The organism is Roseovarius gaetbuli, assembly GCF_900172365.1.
In the GTDB taxonomy this organism is placed as follows: Bacteria; Pseudomonadota; Alphaproteobacteria; order Rhodobacterales; family Rhodobacteraceae; genus Roseovarius; species Roseovarius gaetbuli.
On sequence record NZ_FWFJ01000004.1, the window covers coordinates 76,950 to 95,140 of the forward strand.

The 18,191-nt window shown below is 61.4% G+C and carries 18 protein-coding genes; 9 read left to right on the forward strand and 9 right to left on the reverse strand.

The genetic code is table 11. The features are described from left to right. Nucleotides 1-55: 55 nt before the first annotated feature. From ROG8370_RS03515 to ROG8370_RS03545, 7 genes are all read left to right on the forward strand, one after another. A complete protein-coding gene (locus ROG8370_RS03515; RefSeq protein WP_085825767.1) occupies nucleotides 56-1,504 on the forward strand; it encodes an aldehyde dehydrogenase family protein in 1,449 nt (482 codons plus the stop codon). Nucleotides 1,505-1,514: 10 nt separating this feature from the next. Next, entirely contained in the window at nucleotides 1,515-2,264 is a 750-nt protein-coding gene (locus ROG8370_RS03520) for an SDR family oxidoreductase (RefSeq protein ID WP_085825696.1), read from the forward strand. Nucleotides 2,265-2,297: 33 nt separating this feature from the next. Next, entirely contained in the window at nucleotides 2,298-3,443 is a 1,146-nt protein-coding gene (locus tag ROG8370_RS03525; RefSeq protein WP_085825697.1) for a CaiB/BaiF CoA transferase family protein, read from the forward strand. After that, nucleotides 3,436-4,125, forward strand: coding sequence for a class I SAM-dependent methyltransferase (locus ROG8370_RS03530; RefSeq protein WP_085825698.1), 690 nt, complete (start codon nucleotides 3,436-3,438; stop codon nucleotides 4,123-4,125). Before ROG8370_RS03525 ends, ROG8370_RS03530 begins: the two co-directional genes overlap by 8 nt. 78 nt (nucleotides 4,126-4,203) lie before the next feature. Beyond that, nucleotides 4,204-4,911, forward strand: coding sequence for an ABC transporter permease (locus ROG8370_RS03535; RefSeq protein ID WP_085825699.1), 708 nt, complete (start codon nucleotides 4,204-4,206; stop codon nucleotides 4,909-4,911). Further along, the gene (locus ROG8370_RS03540; RefSeq protein WP_085825700.1) at nucleotides 4,904-5,668 is read left to right on the forward strand and encodes an ATP-binding cassette domain-containing protein; all 765 of its coding nucleotides are present in this window, start codon (nucleotides 4,904-4,906) and stop codon (nucleotides 5,666-5,668) included. Before ROG8370_RS03535 ends, ROG8370_RS03540 begins: the two co-directional genes overlap by 8 nt. 32 nt (nucleotides 5,669-5,700) lie before the next feature. Next, a complete protein-coding gene (locus tag ROG8370_RS03545; protein WP_085825701.1) occupies nucleotides 5,701-6,525 on the forward strand; it encodes an ABC transporter substrate-binding protein in 825 nt (274 codons plus the stop codon). A gap of 12 nt (nucleotides 6,526-6,537) precedes the next feature. Here the strand turns inward: ROG8370_RS03545 and ROG8370_RS03550 are convergent, their stop codons facing one another. Then, nucleotides 6,538-7,458 carry a substrate-binding domain-containing protein gene (locus ROG8370_RS03550; protein WP_245827180.1) on the reverse strand — a complete coding sequence of 307 codons (921 nt, stop codon included), beginning with the start codon at nucleotides 7,456-7,458 and terminating at the stop codon, nucleotides 6,538-6,540. Nucleotides 7,459-7,582: 124 nt separating this feature from the next. On the opposite strand from ROG8370_RS03550, the gene ROG8370_RS03555 reads away from it, so the two are divergent. Beyond that, nucleotides 7,583-8,497 carry an MBL fold metallo-hydrolase gene (locus ROG8370_RS03555; protein WP_085825702.1) on the forward strand — a complete coding sequence of 305 codons (915 nt, stop codon included), beginning with the start codon at nucleotides 7,583-7,585 and terminating at the stop codon, nucleotides 8,495-8,497. A 4-nt stretch (nucleotides 8,498-8,501) separates the two neighbouring features. Beyond that, nucleotides 8,502-9,446, forward strand: coding sequence for an MBL fold metallo-hydrolase (locus ROG8370_RS03560; protein ID WP_085825703.1), 945 nt, complete (start codon nucleotides 8,502-8,504; stop codon nucleotides 9,444-9,446). 119 nt (nucleotides 9,447-9,565) lie between these two features. Here ROG8370_RS03560 and ROG8370_RS03565 read toward each other — a convergent pair whose 3' ends face one another. The 8 genes from ROG8370_RS03565 to soxA form a co-directional block, all read right to left on the reverse strand. Further along, a complete protein-coding gene (locus tag ROG8370_RS03565) occupies nucleotides 9,566-10,630 on the reverse strand; it encodes a YeeE/YedE family protein (protein ID WP_085825704.1) in 1,065 nt (354 codons plus the stop codon). 102 nt (nucleotides 10,631-10,732) lie between these two features. Beyond that, nucleotides 10,733-11,161 carry a DUF302 domain-containing protein gene (locus ROG8370_RS03570; RefSeq protein ID WP_085825705.1) on the reverse strand — a complete coding sequence of 143 codons (429 nt, stop codon included), beginning with the start codon at nucleotides 11,159-11,161 and terminating at the stop codon, nucleotides 10,733-10,735. A 39-nt stretch (nucleotides 11,162-11,200) separates the two neighbouring features. Then, nucleotides 11,201-12,469 carry an NAD(P)/FAD-dependent oxidoreductase gene (locus ROG8370_RS03575; RefSeq protein WP_085825706.1) on the reverse strand — a complete coding sequence of 423 codons (1,269 nt, stop codon included), beginning with the start codon at nucleotides 12,467-12,469 and terminating at the stop codon, nucleotides 11,201-11,203. A gap of 28 nt (nucleotides 12,470-12,497) precedes the next feature. Beyond that, a complete protein-coding gene (locus ROG8370_RS03580; RefSeq protein ID WP_085825707.1) occupies nucleotides 12,498-13,199 on the reverse strand; it encodes a c-type cytochrome in 702 nt (233 codons plus the stop codon). Between the two features lie 9 nt (nucleotides 13,200-13,208). Further along, nucleotides 13,209-14,246: a c-type cytochrome gene (locus ROG8370_RS03585; protein ID WP_085825708.1), complete on the reverse strand. Its 1,038-nt coding sequence runs from the start codon at nucleotides 14,244-14,246 to the stop codon at nucleotides 13,209-13,211. Further along, nucleotides 14,230-15,501, reverse strand: a complete 1,272-nt coding sequence (gene soxC / locus ROG8370_RS03590) for a sulfite dehydrogenase (RefSeq protein ID WP_085825709.1) — start codon at nucleotides 15,499-15,501, stop codon at nucleotides 14,230-14,232. The genes ROG8370_RS03585 and soxC overlap by 17 nt, the downstream gene beginning before the upstream one ends. Nucleotides 15,502-15,528: 27 nt before the next feature. After that, complete coding sequence (gene soxB / locus ROG8370_RS03595; protein ID WP_085825769.1) at nucleotides 15,529-17,226, reverse strand: thiosulfohydrolase SoxB; 1,698 nt, start codon at nucleotides 17,224-17,226, stop codon at nucleotides 15,529-15,531. 101 nt (nucleotides 17,227-17,327) lie between these two features. Beyond that, on the reverse strand, nucleotides 17,328-18,185 hold the full coding sequence (gene soxA, locus ROG8370_RS03600) for a sulfur oxidation c-type cytochrome SoxA (RefSeq protein WP_085825710.1): 858 nt from the start codon (nucleotides 18,183-18,185) through the stop codon (nucleotides 17,328-17,330). Between the last annotated feature and the right edge of the window lie 6 nt (nucleotides 18,186-18,191).

The following is an 18,191-nucleotide window of genomic DNA, read 5'->3' on the forward strand; positions in this document are numbered from 1 at the left end:
AATCCCCTGTTATATGCGCGGACACATCGCACCGGCCAAAAGGGACACCTCCGAGATGACAAGTTTTGCCATTCCCAAACCTCTCAACCTGATTGGCGGCCAATGGGTGCCTGCCCTTTCGGGGGCCGAGCTTGACGTGCGCTCGCCGATTGATGGCGAGGTGTTTACCTCTATCGCCGATTCCGGGCCTGCCGATATCGACGCCGCCGTCGCCGCCGCGCGCGCCGCGTTTGAAACCGGCGAGTGGGGCGTCCTGCCCGCCGCCGAACGGGGCCGCCTTATGCTGCGCCTCAGCCTGCGCATTCTTGAGGATGTCGAAACCCTCGCCCAGCTTGAAACCCGCGACAACGGCAAGCCGATCAAGCAATCGCGCGCCGATATGATCGCCGCCGCGCGCTATTTCGAATTTTACGGCGGCGGGGCCGATAAGGTCCATGGCGAGGTGATCCCCTTCATGGCGGGCTATAACGTGCAGGTGCTGCGCGAGCCCCACGGCGTGACCGGCCATATCATCCCGTGGAATTACCCCGCCCAGATGTTCGGCCGCTCGGTGGCCGCCGCCCTGGCCATGGGCAATGCCGCCGTTCTCAAACCCGCAGAAGATGCCTGTTTGACCTCGCTGCGCCTTGGCGAGCTGGCGCAAGAGGTCGGCTTTCCGCCCGGCGCGATCAACATCGTCACCGGGCGTGGCGATACGGCGGGCAAGGCCCTGTCCGAGCACCCTGATGTCGATTTCATGTCCTTCACCGGCTCGCCCGAGGTGGGCGTGATGATTCAGATTGCCGCCGCACGCAATCACATCAACTGTACCCTCGAACTTGGCGGCAAATCCCCGCAGATCGTGTTTGATGACGCCGATCTTGACGCCGTGATGCCGGTGCTGGTCAATGCCATCATTCAAAACGGCGGCCAGACCTGTTCGGCCGGCTCTCGCGTTCTGATCCAGCGCGGGATCTACGACAGGGTAATGGCCCAACTCGCCGAGCGGTTCAGCGCCGTCACCGCCTCTGCTTCGGGCGAGGATGCGGTGCTTGGACCGCTGATTTCGGCGAAACAGAAAAAGCGCGTCGAGACCTATATCACGCAGGCCGACGCCCCGCTTGTGGCGCGCGGCACCATCGACCCCGACGCCCCCGAGGGCGGCTATTACGTGGCCCCTGCCCTCTTTGGGCCGGTCGATCCGAAATCCAAAATCGCCCAGGAAGAGGTGTTCGGTCCGGTGCTCTGCGCCATTCCATTTGCGGACGAGGCCGAGGCGATCCAGATCGCAAACGACACCGACTATGGCCTTGTCGCCGGCATCTGGACACGCGATGGTGGCCGCCAGATGCGGGTTGCCAAGGCGATGCGCTGTGGTCAGGTGTTCATCAACGGCTATGGCGCGGGCGGCGGGATCGAACTGCCGTTTGGCGGCATCCGCAAATCCGGCCATGGCCGTGAAAAGGGCTTTGCCGCCCTTTTTGAGTTTTCGCAAATCAAAACCATCATCAACAATCACGGCTAAGGAACACAGCATGCGCTTGAACGGAAAAACAGCCCTTGTAACAGGCGCGGCCTCGGGCTTTGGCAAGGGCATCGCCGAGACCTTTGCCCGCGAGGGCGCCAAGGTGGCAATCCTTGACCTTAACCTTGAGGGCGCGCGCGCGGTCGCCGAGGAAATCGGCAACGGCGCGATTGCCATTCGCTGTGACGTCTCGGATGGTGCCGATGTCGCCGCTGCCGTGGCCGAGGTAAACACCGCCTTTGGCCGCCTTGATGTCGTGGTAAACAACGCCGGCTGGTCAAACGCCAACCGCCCGCTGATGGAAACCGACGAGGCGACCTTTCGCAAGCTTTACGACGTCAATGTCACCTCGATCTTTCACATGACCAAGACCTGTGTTCCGCTCTGGCGCGCACAGGGAAGTGGCGTGATGATCAATATCGGCTCGACCGCCGGCATTCGCCCGCGCCCCGGCCTGACCTGGTACAATTCGACCAAGGGCGCGGTCAACCTGATGTCGCGTAGCCTTGCCGCAGAGCTTGCCCCCGATGGCATCCGCGTCAATTGCATCGCCCCGGTGATCGGCGCCACCGCCCTTCTGGAACAGTTCATGGGCATGCCCGATACCCCCGAAAACCGCGCCACCTTTATCGCGGGCATTCCCCTGGGGCGCATGTCGACGCCGCGTGACATTGCCAATGCCGCGCTTTATCTGGCCTCGGACGAGGCCGATTTCATCACCGGCGTCGTGCTTGAGGTCGATGGCGGGCGCACGATCTGACCCCCCCGCAACCCTGCGTGAAATGAGGCCCGCATGACCCCTGATCTCTCTGGTCTTTTCGTTGTTTCCGTCGAACAGGCGGTCGCGGCGCCCTATGTCTCTGGCCGTCTCGCCGAGGCCGGTGCGCGGGTGATCAAGGTCGAGCGCCCCGAGGGCGATTTCGCCCGTGGTTATGATCACCTCGTACACGGCGAAAGCGCCTATTTTGTCTGGCTCAACCGGGGCAAGGAATCGATCTGTCTTGACCTGCGTCAAGACCCGGATCGCGCAGTGATGGAAGCGATGCTGGCGCGCGCGGATGTGTTTATTCAAAACCTTGCGCCGGGCGCGATTGACCGGCTTGGCTTTTCCGCCGACGATTTGCGCGCCCGCTATCCCCGCCTCATTACCGTGTCGATCTCGGGCTATGGCGAAGAGGGCCCGTTGCGCGATCTCAAGGCCTATGACCTTTTGGTGCAGGCCGAAAGCGGGCTGTCGTCGATCACCGGCAACGCCCATGGCTCTGCGCGCACCGGGGTGTCGGTCTGTGATATCGCGGCCGGCATGACGGCCTTTCAATCGGTGCTTTTGGCGGTGATCGGGCGCGAAAAAACCGGCGAGGGGCGGCATATCGCAGTGTCCTTGTTTCACGCACTCAGCGACTGGATGAACGTGCCCTATCTGCAATATGCCTATGGCGGCAAAACCCCGCCGCGCAGCGGGCTGAACCATCCCACGATTGCGCCCTATGGCACCTATATGGGCAGCGACGACAAAGAGGTGCTTGTCTCGATCCAGAACGAACGCGAATGGGCGATTTTCTGCGCCGATATCCTCGGCCAGCCCGATCTTGCAACCGATCCGCGCTTTGACAGCAATTCCAACCGGGTCGCCAATCGCGCCGCGCTTGATGCGATCATCGCGCCGGTCTTTGCCGCCAGCCCCCGTGACGACATGGCCGAGCGGTTGCGCGCCGCACGCATCGCCTATGGCCGCGTCAGCACGATGGAGGATCTCGCCCAGCACCCCCAGAACCGCTATGTCGAGGTCGAGACCCCGAGCGGCCCGGTGCGCATGCTTGCCCCCGGTGCTCTGGTCGATGCCACCCTGCCCGATCTGGGCGCGGTGCCGGGGCTTGGCGCGCATACAGAGGCGCTGTTTGCAGAGTTTGGCCCAGAATTAGGGCCAGAGGATGAGTAACCCCGCCGACACCCGCGCGCGAATCGTGGCCATCCTGCAAGAGATTGGCGCGCGCGATGTGCTGGATATCGGCTGTGGCCATGGCGCGCTTGCCAAGAGCCTTTCACGCGACGGGTTTCGCGTGACCGGCATTGACCCAAGTGCCGAGGCAACAGCGACCGCCACCGCGCGCGTCCCCGACGCAACCTTCGTCACCGCCGGGGCCGAGGCAATTCCCTTTGCCCCAGCCAGCTTTGACGCGGCGATTTTCCTCAATTCCCTGCATCACGTGCCCACGCCCGCCATGCCTGCCGCCCTGCAAGAGGCGCTGCGCGTCTTGCGCCCGGCTGGCGAGGTGATCGTGGTCGAACCGCTGGCAAAGGGCTCGTTCTTCGAGGTCATGCGCCCGGTCGAGGATGAAACGACGATTCGCGAGGCTGCGCAGCACGCGATTGATGACCTTCTGGCCCAAGGCCTCGCCACCGGCCCCGCGCCGGTTGTTTATGAGCGCGCGACGCCGATGCCGGACCTTGAGGCCTTCATCGACTATCTCGCCGCGGTCGATCCCGCCCGCCGTGCCGTGGCCGATGCGCTGCGCCCGAGGCTTGCCCGGCTTTTCGCCAAAAACGTGGTCAACGGCCCGGACGGTCAACAGCTTGTCCAACCCCTCAAAATCTGGCGGCTGCTGGCCAAGACCGAATAAATCATCCCGCCTTTTCGCTTTGGACTGGATTGATATGCATAATTGTGTATTTTTTCCCATCAAGGGGAGAAAACGCACGTGTTCAGCCTGACTGACATCCTGAGCGAAGCGCTTGGCCTGATCCTGACGTGGGATCGGGGCCTGAGCGAAATCGTCATGCTGTCACTGCGCGTGACCCTCACGGCGGTGGTGATTTCCTGCCTGATCGGCCTGCCGCTTGGTGCGGTGGTTGGCGCGTTCCGCTTTCCGGGCCGTGGCGTGCTCACCGTTTTGCTGAACGCTCTGATGGGCCTGCCGCCGGTTGTGGTCGGGCTTGTGGTTTACCTGATGCTCTCGGCCTCGGGGCCGCTTGGGGTGTTGCAACTGCTCTATACGCCCACCGCGATGATCATCGCGCAGACCATCCTTGTGACACCGATCATAGCAGCGCTCACCAAGCAGGTGGTCGAGGATCTGCATGTTGAATACCGCGAGCAATTCGCCTCGCTTGGCGTCGGCGCGTTTGATCGCATCACCGCGCTGCTCTGGGATGCGCGCTATAGCCTTCTGACGGTCGCCCTCGCCGGGTTTGGCCGCGCCGTGGCCGAGGTTGGCGCGGTGCTTATCGTGGGGGGCAACATCAACCACGTGACCCGCGTGATGACCACGACCATCGCGCTTGAAACCTCGAAGGGAAACCTTGAACTCGCCCTCGCGCTCGGGCTCTTGCTGTTGGCGATTGCGGTGATCGTGAACGCCCTTGTGATGGCGCTCCGGGCCTCTGCGGTGCGGGCGGCCTATGCGTGACATGACCCTTGATATGACCATCCCCGATGGCGCCACAGCGCCCGCCTTGCTTGCCTGTCAGGGGCTGTCGTTTGATGCGGGCGGGAAACGGCTGATTAATGATCTGACGCTTGAAATCCGCCCCGGTCGGCGCACCCTGGTGATGGGCCCGAATGGCGCCGGCAAAAGCGTTCTGCTGCGCCTTTTGCACGGGCTTATCGCGCCCACGGTCGGCGCGGTTCTCTGGCAGGGTGACCCGCTTGACCGCGCTGCGCGCGACGCACAGGCGATGGTGTTTCAGCGCCCTGTCATGCTGCGCCGCTCGGTTCTGGCCAACCTCAAATTCGCCCTCACAGTGCGCGGCGTCACCGGGGCCGCGCGCGCCGCAAAGGCCGCCGAGGCGCTTGAGCTTGCCCGCCTCACCGATTTGGCGCGCCGCCCCGCGCGGGTCTTGTCGGGGGGTGAACAACAACGCCTTGCACTCGCCCGCGCCCTTGTCGGCGAGCCTCGGCTTTTGTTCCTTGATGAGCCAACCTCAAGCCTAGATCCGGCCTCGACCCACGCGATCGAGGATCTGATCAACGCCGCCCATGCGCGTGGCGTCAGCATCGTGATGGTCACCCATGACCTCGGACAGGCGCGGCGCATGGGCGATGATGTGATCTTTCTTCAGAACGGCACCCTGGCCGAGGACGGCACCCTGCAAGACGTTCTGGCCGCGCCACAGGCGCCCTCTACCAAGGCCTGGCTTGAAGGCCGACTTTACACCGCGCCCTAATCTCAAATTCCAACAGGTCACGGAGTTTTTCAATGATCAGATGTCACCTTCTTTCGCTTGCCGCATCCACCTTTCTGGCCCTTGGTCTTAGCGGCGCGGCACAGGCCGGGGACAGCTTTATCGTGGTGCAATCGACCACCTCGACCCAAAATTCCGGCCTGTTCGATCATATCCTGCCGATCTTTACCGAAAAGACCGGGATCGAGGTGCGCGTCGTGGCCGTCGGCACCGGGCAGGCGATCCAGAACGCCGCCAATGGCGATGGTGATGTCCTGTTCGTGCATGCCAAGCCCGCCGAGGAGAAATTCGTCGCCCAAGGCCACGGTGTTGCCCGCTTTGACGTGATGTACAACGACTTTGTCATCGTCGGCCCGCCCGCCGACCCCGCCGGTGTGGCGGGCATCACCGATGTGGTGGACGCCCTCACGCGCATCGCCGAGGCCGAGGCGCCCTTTGCCTCGCGCGGCGATGACAGCGGCACCAACAAGGCCGAGCTGCGGCTTTGGGCCGAGACGGGCATCGACGTGCGTGCCGTATCGGGCGATTGGTATCGCGAAACCGGCTCGGGCATGGGCGCGACGCTCAACACCGGCACCGCCATGGGCGCCTATATCATGACCGACCGCGCCACCTGGATCGCCTTTGGCAACAAGGGCAGCTACAAGATCGCGGTCGCGGGCGATGCGAAGATGTTCAACCAATATGGCATCATCCTCGTGAACCCCGAGATGCATGAAAACGTCAAGGCCGAGGCCGGTCAGACCTTTATCGACTGGGTTCTGTCCGACGAGGGCCAGGCCGCGATTGCCGACTACAAGGTCGACGGCCAACAGCTGTTCTTCCCGAACGCGGGCTAGGCCAAAGAGGCCCTATTTCGAGATCCAGCGCACGCGCCCGAGATCGCCGATATCATAGCCGCCAAGCGCCCCGGCCTTGGCGGCAAAGGCCTCGCTTTGGGCAAAGTGCAACAAGCTTTGCACCGGCTCGGTGAAATAGGACCGCCGATCAATCAGCAGATCAAACCGCTCGTCCACAAGCGGCACGAAGGGCAGGTGAAACTGCTGCGCCATCGCCCTGATGCCAAGGGTCGCGTCGGCCTCGCCAGCGGCAATCGCGGCGGCGGCATCGCTTTCGGTATGGGCCAACCCACCGGCCACGACGATATCGGCCTCATCCAATCCCGCCTCGGTCATCAGACGCTGAAACAGCGCCGCCGCCCCGGCACCGGGCTGGCGCAGGATCACCCGCTTGCCGCGCAAATCGCCAACGCCGCGCACGTCGCTGGCCGCACCCTCCGACAAGATAAGACCGCGCGCCCGCAGCGCCCAACCGATCAGCACGCAATTGCCCAAACCAGCGGCCTCAACCGCCGCGATGTTCCATCCTTCGGCGTCGGGGATATGCAGGCCGGCCACCGCCGCCTGACCCTGCACGAAACAGGCTAGACCGTCGCGGCTTCCGTTCAAAAGCGTCGCGAGCCCCGCCCCGCATTCACGCAGCGCCCAATCCAGAAGCGGATCATGCGAGCCGGTCACAAGCGCCGGGCGCTCGGCACTCCCAGCCGCGCCAGAGCCCTCGATCCAGGCCGTCAACTCGGCCGCCGGAAACAACAGCTTGCCGGTGATCTTGCGATGCGGGATCTCTTCGGCGGCGACCAGATCGTAAACCTTGCGCTCTTTCACACGCAAAAGATCGGCCACCTCCTTGGTCGTCAAATAGGCGGGCTGTTGGGTATCCATGTTGCGAAAGGTGCCTTTTGAAATCTCTGTGCTCTGGCCAAGGTAACCCATCACAATCCGGAAATCAGCAGGAAACAGAGCCGCATTTCAACCAAGACCCCCCGCAAAATAATCCTTGTCTTTCGGCCCCTGCCTGTGGTCATATTCATAAATTCGAATAGATGGGGGAAAGCGGATGACACCGACCAGACGACAGGTTCTTTGCGGCCTTGGGGCAACGGCGATCCTTGGTGCGCCTCGCATGACATTTGCTGCCGACCGGATGACGCTTGGCACGGCCACGATCACCACCGTAAGCGACGGTCACCTCGTGCTGCCGAAAGAGTTTCTGCTTGGCAATCTGCCCAGTGACGAAACCGCACCCCTGCTCGCAAAATACGGCATCACCGGCGATGTGATGCACCCGCCCTGCAACGTCACCCTGCTTCAGGATGGCGATCGCACCGTTCTGTTTGATGCCGGATCGGGCAACGGATTCATGCCAAGTGCGGGCGATCTGGTCGACACACTTGATGCCCTCGGCGTCGCGCCTGACGATGTGACTGATTTGGTCTTTACCCATGGCCATCCCGATCACCTCTGGGGGGTGCTGGATGATTTCGACGATCTGGTCTTTGCCAATGCAAGTTACATGATCGGCCAACGGGAATGGGACTATTGGACCGATCCCGACACCGTCAACACCATCGGCGAAGAACGCGCGAGCTTTGCCGTCGGCGCCGCCCGCCGCCTCGCCGCGATCGAGGATCAGGTCAACTTTTTCAAAGATGGCCAAGAGGTGCTTCCCGGTGTGATGGCGCATGCCACCTTCGGGCATACGCCGGGGCATATGTCGTTCGAAATCCGTCAGGGAAGCGATGCGGTGATGGTCATCGGCGATGCCATCGGAAACGGCCATATCGCCTTTGAGCGCCCCGATTGGGCCAGCGGCTCGGATCAGGACGCCGAGGGCGGCATCAAGACCCGAAAGCGGCTCTTGGATCAGCTGGCACAGGATAAAATGGCGATGATCGGCTTCCATTTGCCCGACGGTGGCCTTGGCCGGGTCGAGCGCAGCGGCGACAGCTATCGCTTTGTGAGCGAGGTTTGAGACGATGAAACACCTGCTTCTTGCCCTCGCCCTTGTCACCACTCCGGCCCTCGCCAGCGAGAATATCGCCGATAAATACCCCGGTTCGCTGCTTTACGACGAACCGGTCGAGGTGATCCCCGGCGTCTGGTCCGCCATCGGCGCCACGGCGCCGCCCTCTTATGAAAACTCGGGCCATAACAACAACCTGAGCTTTATCGTCACCGGCGACGGCGTTGTCGTGATCAACGGCAGCGCCGCCTATGCCCTGGCAAAGGCGCTGCATGACGAGATCAAGCGCATCACCGATCAGCCGGTCAAGCTTGTGTTCAACGAAAATGGTCAGGGCCACGCCACGCTTGGCAATTCCTATTGGGCCGAACAGGGCGTGCCGATTGTCGCGCATGTCGATGCCGCCCATGAGGTCGAGAAAAACGGCGGCCCCAACCTTCAAGCGATGAAGGGCTATAACCGCGACAAGGCCGAGGGCACCACCGTGCAGGTCCCGACCGAAACCTTCAGCGACGAATATATCGTCGAAATGGGTGATTTCCGCATCGAGGCGCGCCACCTTGGCCCCGCCCACAGCCCCGGCGATATCGTGGTCTGGCTACCCGAACAAAGCCTGGTGATCTCGGGGGATATGGCGTTTCACGAACGCATGCTGCCGATCTTTGCCGATACCATCACCGCCGATTGGCTAGAGACTTGGGACAACGAATTCGAGGCGCTCAACGCCACCTATGTGATCCCCGGCCACGGCCACCCCACCAATGTGGCGCAGGTCCGCCGATATACCAAAGGCTACCTCGAACACCTGCGCGCCCAGATCCGGGCGCATATTGACGAGGGCGGTGACCTGAGCGATGCCTATTACGTCGACCAGTCGGCCTATTCCCACCTCGACACGTTCGAAGAACTCGCCACCAAGAACGCCGGTCGGGTCTATGAACAGATGGAGTGGGAATAAGCCCCGAATTCTCCTTGATCCGTAGGCTGGGTGAGACCCACACACCCTTTGGGATTGAACGAGAGCAAACGTGGGTTTCATCCACCCTACGGGCTATCTCGATCCCGGTTATTTGTCGCTCAGGTCGTCACAACCCGAACCGCGCCCCGACCCATCACAAGATGCGTGGCTATCGCGCCAATCCACATGCAGAACACCGCGACCCACGCTGTGAGCGCAAAAATCGCGCCGCCCGACATGCCCGCGCCCACGGCACAGCCGCCCGCAAGCATACTACCAAACCCCATCAGGGCCGCGCCGACAAGGTAACGCTCCATCGGGGTATCGGGGCCAAAGCGTTCGATTTTCCATTCACGCGTCGCGATGGCCATGCCCGCCGCACCGACAAACACCCCCGGCACAAGCCCGACTCCGAACCCAAGCGGCAAGCTCGTGCTGTTGACCAGCCCCATCAAGGTATCCGCCGACGGGCCGGTAAAGGTGATCGAGGAAATAGCCACCACCTCGAATGAAGTCTGCGCAATCATATAGGTCGCCAACCAGCCAAAGCCGACAGCAAGCCCGACAAAGACCCCGGCAATCGCATGGCTGGCGCGCACACCGCGCATATGCGCAAGCCACAGAGCCGCCAGCAGAACCAGCCCGGCAATGGCCGCCGCAAGGCCCGGACCCATACCAAGATGCGACAAGATATTGCGCGCCTCGCCACCCGGCACCAGCCAGAGCGCGCCAAGCGCCTCGCGCACCGGGGCCAGAACCCCGCGCAGGGCCGATTGCGCGACCAGCGTCAGAACAAGACCGGTGACAATGGCGCGCAGATTGCCGGTGGCCGACAAGACCAACAACCGGCTGGCACAGCCGCGCGCAAGGATCATGCCGGTGCCAAACATCAGCCCGCCGATGATCGCGCCAGACATGCTTCCGGTCGCGGCAAGCGGGCGCGCCTCACTGACGTCAAGCAGGCCAAACGCGATCATGCCCTGCACCACCATCACCCCGGCAGAAAACGCAATCAGCCAGATCGACAGACGCGGCCCAAAGCCACCCGTCGCCACCTCGATCGAGGCCGCGCGCAGACAAAACCGCGAGTGTTGCGCCGCCGCGCCAAAGATCAGCCCGACAAGCGCCCCGGCCATCATCAGAACCGCGCCGTCGCCAAACCTGTCAATCAAGCCTTCAAGCATCCGAGGCCCCTTTTGCCACCCCCGTTATCGGATAGCCGGATTCGGGCGCAAAAACTTTGACCTGCGTCAAGCAACACGCCCGAACCCCGCGCAGAACAGACCCTATTCCAGCGCGCTTTGCACGATCCCGTCCAAAAGCGCCTGGACCTTCTGCATCTCGCCTTGCGGATAGGTGCGATGGCCAATCACCACCTCGCCGCCCTGATCCGCCACGAAGATGCTATAGGGGCAGTGGGCGATATTCATCGGGTTTACCTCCATCACTTCGCGCGACACCTGCGCCGAGCAGAACAGAAAAATATCGGCGGCATCGAATATCTTGACGTCACTGCCCACATCGGCGCCGGTCCGGTTCAGCATCTCACCGACATGGCTTGTGAAATCAATCACAAGCCCCTCGCCGACAATGGCGTTTTCCACCGCAAAGGTGGCATCCTCAAAGCTGCCGTTAAAGGGCGTGGTCACAACCTCTTGCGCCATGGCCGACACAGCCATCATTCCGAATATCGCGGCAAATACTGTCTGTTTCATGGTCTCTCTCCTTGGGTGAAAATCGGCGCCCACAGGCGCCTAGCCGAACATGTCGGCGGTGATGCCTGCATACCAGCCGATCGATTCCTGATAGGTTGCCTTGCGCGTCGCGGCATCCTCGCCGGTTTGTGAAATGAACCCGTCGACCTTGGCGATCTTGTCGGCCGTCGCCTCATAGGTGGCGCCCACCTTGACCCCATCATCGGAATCAATCAGCGACCAGCAGGTATTGGTAAACTTGGCCGGGAACACCTTGGACCCGGTCAGCGCACCGCGCACCGCCATGGCACAAACCTTGGCCTGGCTGTTGGCGGCAAAGCCCGATTTCGGCATGTCGCCCTGCGCGGCCGCATCGCCAAGCACATGCACATCCGGGTCAACCTTGCTCGACAGATCGGCGGCATTGACCGGCACCCAATTGCCATCGGTGACACCGGCGATGTCGGCAATCCGCCCGGCCTTTTGCGCCGGGATAACGTTGCAGACGTCAACCTTTTCGACCATCCCGTCGATGTCAATCGTCATGTCATCGGGATTGACCGACACGTTGGTGCCGCCAAAATCCGGGCCGATCCGCTCGATCATGCCGGTATAGTGACTTTGCCAGCCTTCCTCGAACAGCCCCTGCTTGGAGAACTTTTCCTTCGGGTCGATCACGAGAATTTTGGCGCTCGGGTTGATCTGCTTGAGAACATGCGCCACCATCGACACCCGCTCGTAAGGGCCCGGCGGACAGCGATAGGGGTTGGGCGGCGCGACAAGAGCAAAGGTGCCGCCCTCGGGCATCGCCATGACCTGCGCCTTGAGCAATTCGCTCTGCGATCCGGCCTTATAGGCATGCGGCATGGCGTTTTGCGCGGCCACACTCCACCCCGGAACGGCATCCTCGACGAAATCAATGCCGGGGCTGAGGATAAGCTTGTCATAAGACAATTGCGCACCCCCCGCGAGGGTCACGGTCTTGGCCGCGCGATCCACGTCAATCGCCCAGTCATGCACCACGTTGATCCCGTATTTGGCCGCCAGCGTGCCATAGGTATGCGAGATATCCTCAAGATCGGTGAACCCGGCGATATAGAGGTTGGAAAAGAAACAGGTGAAATAGCTGCGCGACGGCTCGACAAGGGTAACGTCGATCGCACCCTTGGAATCTTTGGCGAGATAGCGCGCCACCGTGGCCCCCCCGGCCCCGCCGCCGATTACCACCACGCGGGGTTTACCATGGCCGTCGGCCAGAACCGCAGGGGCCGACAACGCCGCAGCGGCAGCCGCTCCGGTTCCGATAAACTTTCGACGGTTCAATGTCATCTTGGTCTCCTCCCTAATACCCTGCGATTCAATCGAGGGCCCCGAAATACGTTGCAAGCGCGGCAATCTCTTCGTTTGAAAGCCGCCCCGCCATCATCTGCATCACCGGATGCGAGCGTAGTTTCGCCTTATAGGCGTGCATGGCAACCACGAAATCATCTTCTGGCCAATGTGTGATCGACGGAATGCCGTTGGCGCTGCCGTCAATCTGATGACAACTCACGCATTCGCTGCTTAGGTATTCGCCATATTCCGGGTCGCCCTGAAGCGCGAGAATTTCGGGTGCAACTGAATGATCCGTGCCGCGCGCAGTTGGCGCCGCCTCGGGGATATTCTGCGGATTGTCGGAAAACCGGCGCAGATAGGCGAGAAGATCGGCGCGTTCTTGCGCATCCTCCAACCCGCCAAAGCTCATCCGGGTTTTCGACACCAATGCGCGCGGATTGGCTATATAGGCATCAAGCCGCGACAAATCCCAGACCAGCCCGTCAACGCCTGCGCGCTTCATCGAGGCGGAATAGGCAAAACCGTCGTGCGCGGCGGCGGGCCGTCCGAACAACCCGTTAAGATGCGGCCCGATGGCGTCTTGCGCGCCCTTGCCGATCTCATGACAGCCGCTGCACATTTCAAAAACGTCGGCCCCGGCCTCGGCGTCACCGATGGCCTCTGACCGCGCTGTCCCTGCCGCGAAAATCACGGCAAGGACGAAGGGTAGAAACCGTTGGGGCATGATCAGCCCCTAGTCGGCGAAGCTGGACAGATAAGCGGCAATGGCGGCCTGATCTTCCTCGGATTTAAGCCCTGCAAAACCCATTTTCGTGCCTTTCATATAACCGCGCGGATTGGCCAGGAACGCCGAAATAGTCTCTTCGTTCCACACCAGCCCCTCGTCGGCCCTGGCCATGAGCGCCTTTGAGTACTTGAACCCTTCAACAGACCCGGCCGCACGACCCATGACACCGTTAAGCTGTGGCCCGGCCCGATCCTTGGCACCTTCGCCAACCTGATGGCAAGCCTTGCATTTCTTGAACACCTTTTCACCGGCTTCAATCAACGCCGGATCGACGGCGGCAACTTCGGGCTCCGGCGCGGGCTCCGGTTCTGCAACCGCAACCGCAACCGGCTCTGCCTCAGCGGCCTCCGCCTCTTCCACATCCGGGGTCACGTCAAGCACGCGGGCGCGCATGGTGATCTTGACCTCATCCTTGCAGTTTTCCATGCAAGGCTCGCCCGTCCACTTGGCATATTCGGTTTCGGCGCGGTCATCGACGATAAAGCCCCCGGCATTGGGCATCTCGACCTCGGCGAAGTTCTCGTGGCTCAGGGTGAAATCCTCGTCCACGAGATTGTTGGAATAAAGGATATAGGCCGTGATGGCGTAAACCTCGTCATTGCTCAGGCTCTGCGCATTGCCAAACGGCATCGAGCGGTTGACGTAATCCCAGACCGTCGAAAGATAGGGCCAGTATGACCCGACCGTCTTGAGCGGATCTTCGTGGTCAAGCGTATCCCAGCCCCCGGCCAGCTTGGGCCAATTGCCGACACCTTCGGCGAAATCCCCGTGACAGACGGCGCAATTCTCGGCGAACACCTCATCCCCGGTCCAGACATCGCCCGAGCCTTCGGGCAAACCGCGCCCATCGGGCATGATCTTGACATCCCAAGCGGCAATTTCCTCGGGCAGCGCGGGGCGGCCAAGGCCGAAGTCCCCGGCAAAAACGGCGGTGGCGCTGATGGCAAAGCCGGCGGCAAGGGTGAATTTAAGAAACTTCGACATTCTCTGCCTCCCCGTTGGGCTTGACCCACCACGTCTGAATGCAATTGTTGTGATAGATTGAGTTGAGTCCACGCACTTCGCGCAGCTGTGTCTTGGTCGGCTGAACATAGCCGGTCTCGTCCATGGCGCGGCTCTGCAACAGCATCTCTGTCCCGTCCCACGTGGTATCAAGATAGAACCGCGTCAGCGCCATACGCTCGCCGGGCTTGGCAAGGCGGGCGGTTTCCCATGTCTTGCCACCGTCCTTGGATACGTCCACCCGTGTGATGGCTCCCCGACCTGACCAAGCCAGGCCGGAGATCACCAAAGGCCCGGTTCCGTGAGTGATGGGCGCTTGCGGGCTGGGCGATGTCACGACAGATTTTGCATCCATCTCCCATGTCCATTTGCGGCTGGTGCCGTCTTCCAATGTATCGGTGTATTTGCTGGTCTCTTCGCGGCTTTGCACGGCGGCATCGGTCACCTCGATCCGGCGCAGCCATTTGACCCACATATTGCCTTCCCAACCGGGCACGACAAGACGCACAGGATATCCGTGTTCCTTGCGCAACGCCTCGCCATTGGCCTTGAACGCGACAAGCACGTCATCAAGCGCCTTTTCCATCGGGATCGAACGCCCGTTCGACGACGCATCGGCGCCCTCGACGTAAACCCATTTACCCTCGGTCTTGACGCCCGCCTCTTCCAGGATCGTGCGCAGCGGCACGCCGGTATATTCCATGTTGTGGATCATGCCGTGGGTGAACTGCGCGCCGTTCAACTGTGCGCCGGCCCATTCCATCCCGGTATTGGCCGCACATTCACAGAAATAGACGTGGTTCTCGCGCGGAAAGCGTTCAAGATCGGCGTATGTAAAGACCAGCGGCGTATCGACAAGACCGTTGATCATCAGGCGATAATCGTCCTTGGCAAGCTCGATCGCGCCGGAATGGTGCCGCTCGAACGCACAGCCCTGCGGCGTGATCGTGCCGTCAAGCGCATGGATCGGCGTAAAGTTGATCGAGCTGATCGTATCCGCCGTCAGCCAGTCAACATTGCGCCGCACCACGTCGTTTTCAAACTGGATCGGCAGGCCATAGGGCGTGACGTCAACGCCTTCGCCAAGACCCTGCGCCCAGGGCTGTGGCTCGACTATCAGCGGATCGGGCGTTGCCGCCTTGGCCGCGCCCGCCGCAAGCGCACCGGCCCCCGCCGCTGCCGCTCCGCGCAGAAACCCGCGCCGTGATGTGGATTTGCCTTTGAAGGTCTCGGACATGTTAAATGCCTCCTTTCAGCATGAACTTCACGCGCCAATCACTTTGACGCTGTTATTGGGTTCAACGCGCACAGTGCCCTGTTTGCGGATATGGCTTTCGACGACATCCCAGATCTGCGGCCCTTCGGTGCCCTCGTTGACCGAGGCCCAGCCGGCGACCTGATAGGTCTTGGAGGCATCAAGCGCCTCGCCGGTTTTCAACAGGGTCATATCGGTGATCCGGCTGCCCTGCGGCTTGGTGATATCAATCCGATAGCCAAGCCCGCCAAGCCGCACCATATCGCCGCCCTGCTGGTAATAGGGGTCGGGATTGAACAGGTTGTCCGCGACATCCTCAAGGATGACATGGATAAACTCGCCGGTCATTTCGGTGCGATACGCCCGGCCATAGGTCATCGAGGTCACGTTCCAAATATCCTCTCGGGTGATATCCTGCCCCGGCAGGATCGACGGCCCCCACCGCACACCGGGCGACATGGCGATATCGGCCTCGCGCTCGCTGATCAGGGCGTCACAGATAAGATCATCCCAGGTGCCGTTGAAGTTGCCGCGTCGGTACAAAAGGCTCTCGCTCTGGCCGATCACCTCACTCAGCTCTGCCATATAAGGCGCGCGCTGTGCGTCGATCACCTCGGTGACCGCCTTGTCCGGCTCGATCACATCGCTGAAAATCGGGATAAGCTTGTGGCGGAAGCCCATCATCCGGCCGTCGCGCACATCAAGATCGACGCGGCTGACGAATTTGCCGTTCGACCCGCTGGCGACGATGATCGTCTCGCCAACCAAAACCGGCTCGGGCAAGGCATCATGGGTGTGCCCCGACAGGATGACGTCAATGCCGGTGACCTTACCGGCCATCTTCTTGTCGACGTCAAAACCGTTATGGCTGAGCACGACGACCAACTCGGCGCCCTTGGCGCGCACTTCGTCAACCATCGCCTGCATGTTCTCGTCGCGGATACCAAAGCTGTATTCCGGGAACATCCAGCCGGGATTGGCAATCGGCATGTAAGGAAAAGCCTGACCGATCACGGCAACATTGACGCCGCCGCGCTCGAAGAACTTGTAAGGCGGGAAGATATCAACCGGCTCGTCCCATTCCGCGTCAAAGATATTCTGGCCAAGGGCGGCAAAGGGCAATCCCTCGACAATCTCCTGCACGCGCTCTGACCCGAGCGTGAATTCCCAGTGAAAGGTCATCGCATCCGGCTTCAATGCGTTCATCACGTTGACCATGTCCTGACCTTCGGTCTGGTAACAGGTGTAAGATCCGTGCCATGTGTCGCCGCCATCCAGCAGGATCGCATCAGGGCGGTCGGCGCGAATCGCGTTGATCACGGTCGACACCCGGTCAAGCCCGCCAACCCGGCCATAGGCCTGCGCAAGCGCCGAAAAATCGCCCGAGCTCAGTGCGTAATGCGAGGGGCTACCGTCGTCGATGCCATACATCTTGCGGAAATCGGCGCCGGTGACATGCGGCACCTGCCCCTTGTTGTCGCCCACGCCGATATTGATCGACGGCTCGCGGAAATAGATCGGCTTTAGCTGCGCGTGAATGTCGGTGATATGGATCAGCGACACATTGCCAAAGGTATCAAACTGCAAGAGCTGATCCTGCGTCAGCGCCTGTTGCGCCGCAACCCTCGACCACTGGCCAAAGGATGACGCGCCCAGAATGGCCGAAGCCGCCATGCTCGTCTGAAGAAAATCACGCCGCGAGATCATATCGGACCCTTCCACATCCCGCATAGGTTACATGCGGTTTTTTGAATGTTTTCCACTGAAGAAAACCCCGCCCGACGAAACGCCAGGCGGGGCCTTTTGATTTAGTTTCTGATCGACGGTCCTTCGACCGAAAGACCGTTGCCGCGCGAAGCAACATAAAGCTCAAGCGCGATGAACTCGGGGCTGCCTGGCTTGAAGGTCTCGGCGCGGGTATCGCGCACGCAGCCCTTGAAGCGCGCATGGACCGCGTTCAGCTTGGTGTTCTTGAGACGATAGGTCGGAAAGCCGTTGATCTGGCCCTGGCTCAGGTGATCCGCGCGGATCATCTTGCCATAGCTGTTCTCGTGGCAATTCGCACAAGACAACTCAAGCTGACCGGTACGGGTATAGTAGAGCTCTTTGCCCTGCTCCCAAGTCGACTGGACTGGGCCGTCGATCGCCACATTCACCGGCATGCCACGCGAGACCGAAGCCAGAAGCGCGGTCATGTTGACCATGTCCCCGCCAGTGTACTTCCACTTTTCGGCACCCATGCGGTTTTCACGGCAATCGTTGATCTGCATCTCCAGAGTGCGAACTTCGCCAGCGGCCTCGTTCCACTTGGGATAGACCGCGCGCACGCCCTTCATGCTTTCGTCGGCGGCACCGTGACAGCTTGAACAAGACTTGCCCTCACTGCCATCCGCCGTCTCCCAGGTCTCTTGTGCCTGTTCGACAAAGATCATGCCAGGATTGTCGAAATCATCGGCCTGCATAGCGCGGGTCTCTGTGCCGCGGAAATGCCAGCCGGAATAGATCTCGTCCATCGCATCCGAAAGATGCGCCGGGGCCGCCGTGCGGGTGACCATCTCGATCTCTTCGTTGACGATCAGCGTGTCTTCGACCGGATCGGCAAATGCCGATCCCGCCGCAATCACGCCGACGCTCATCAGAGCCGTCCAAAGATTTGTTTTTCTCATTCTCAT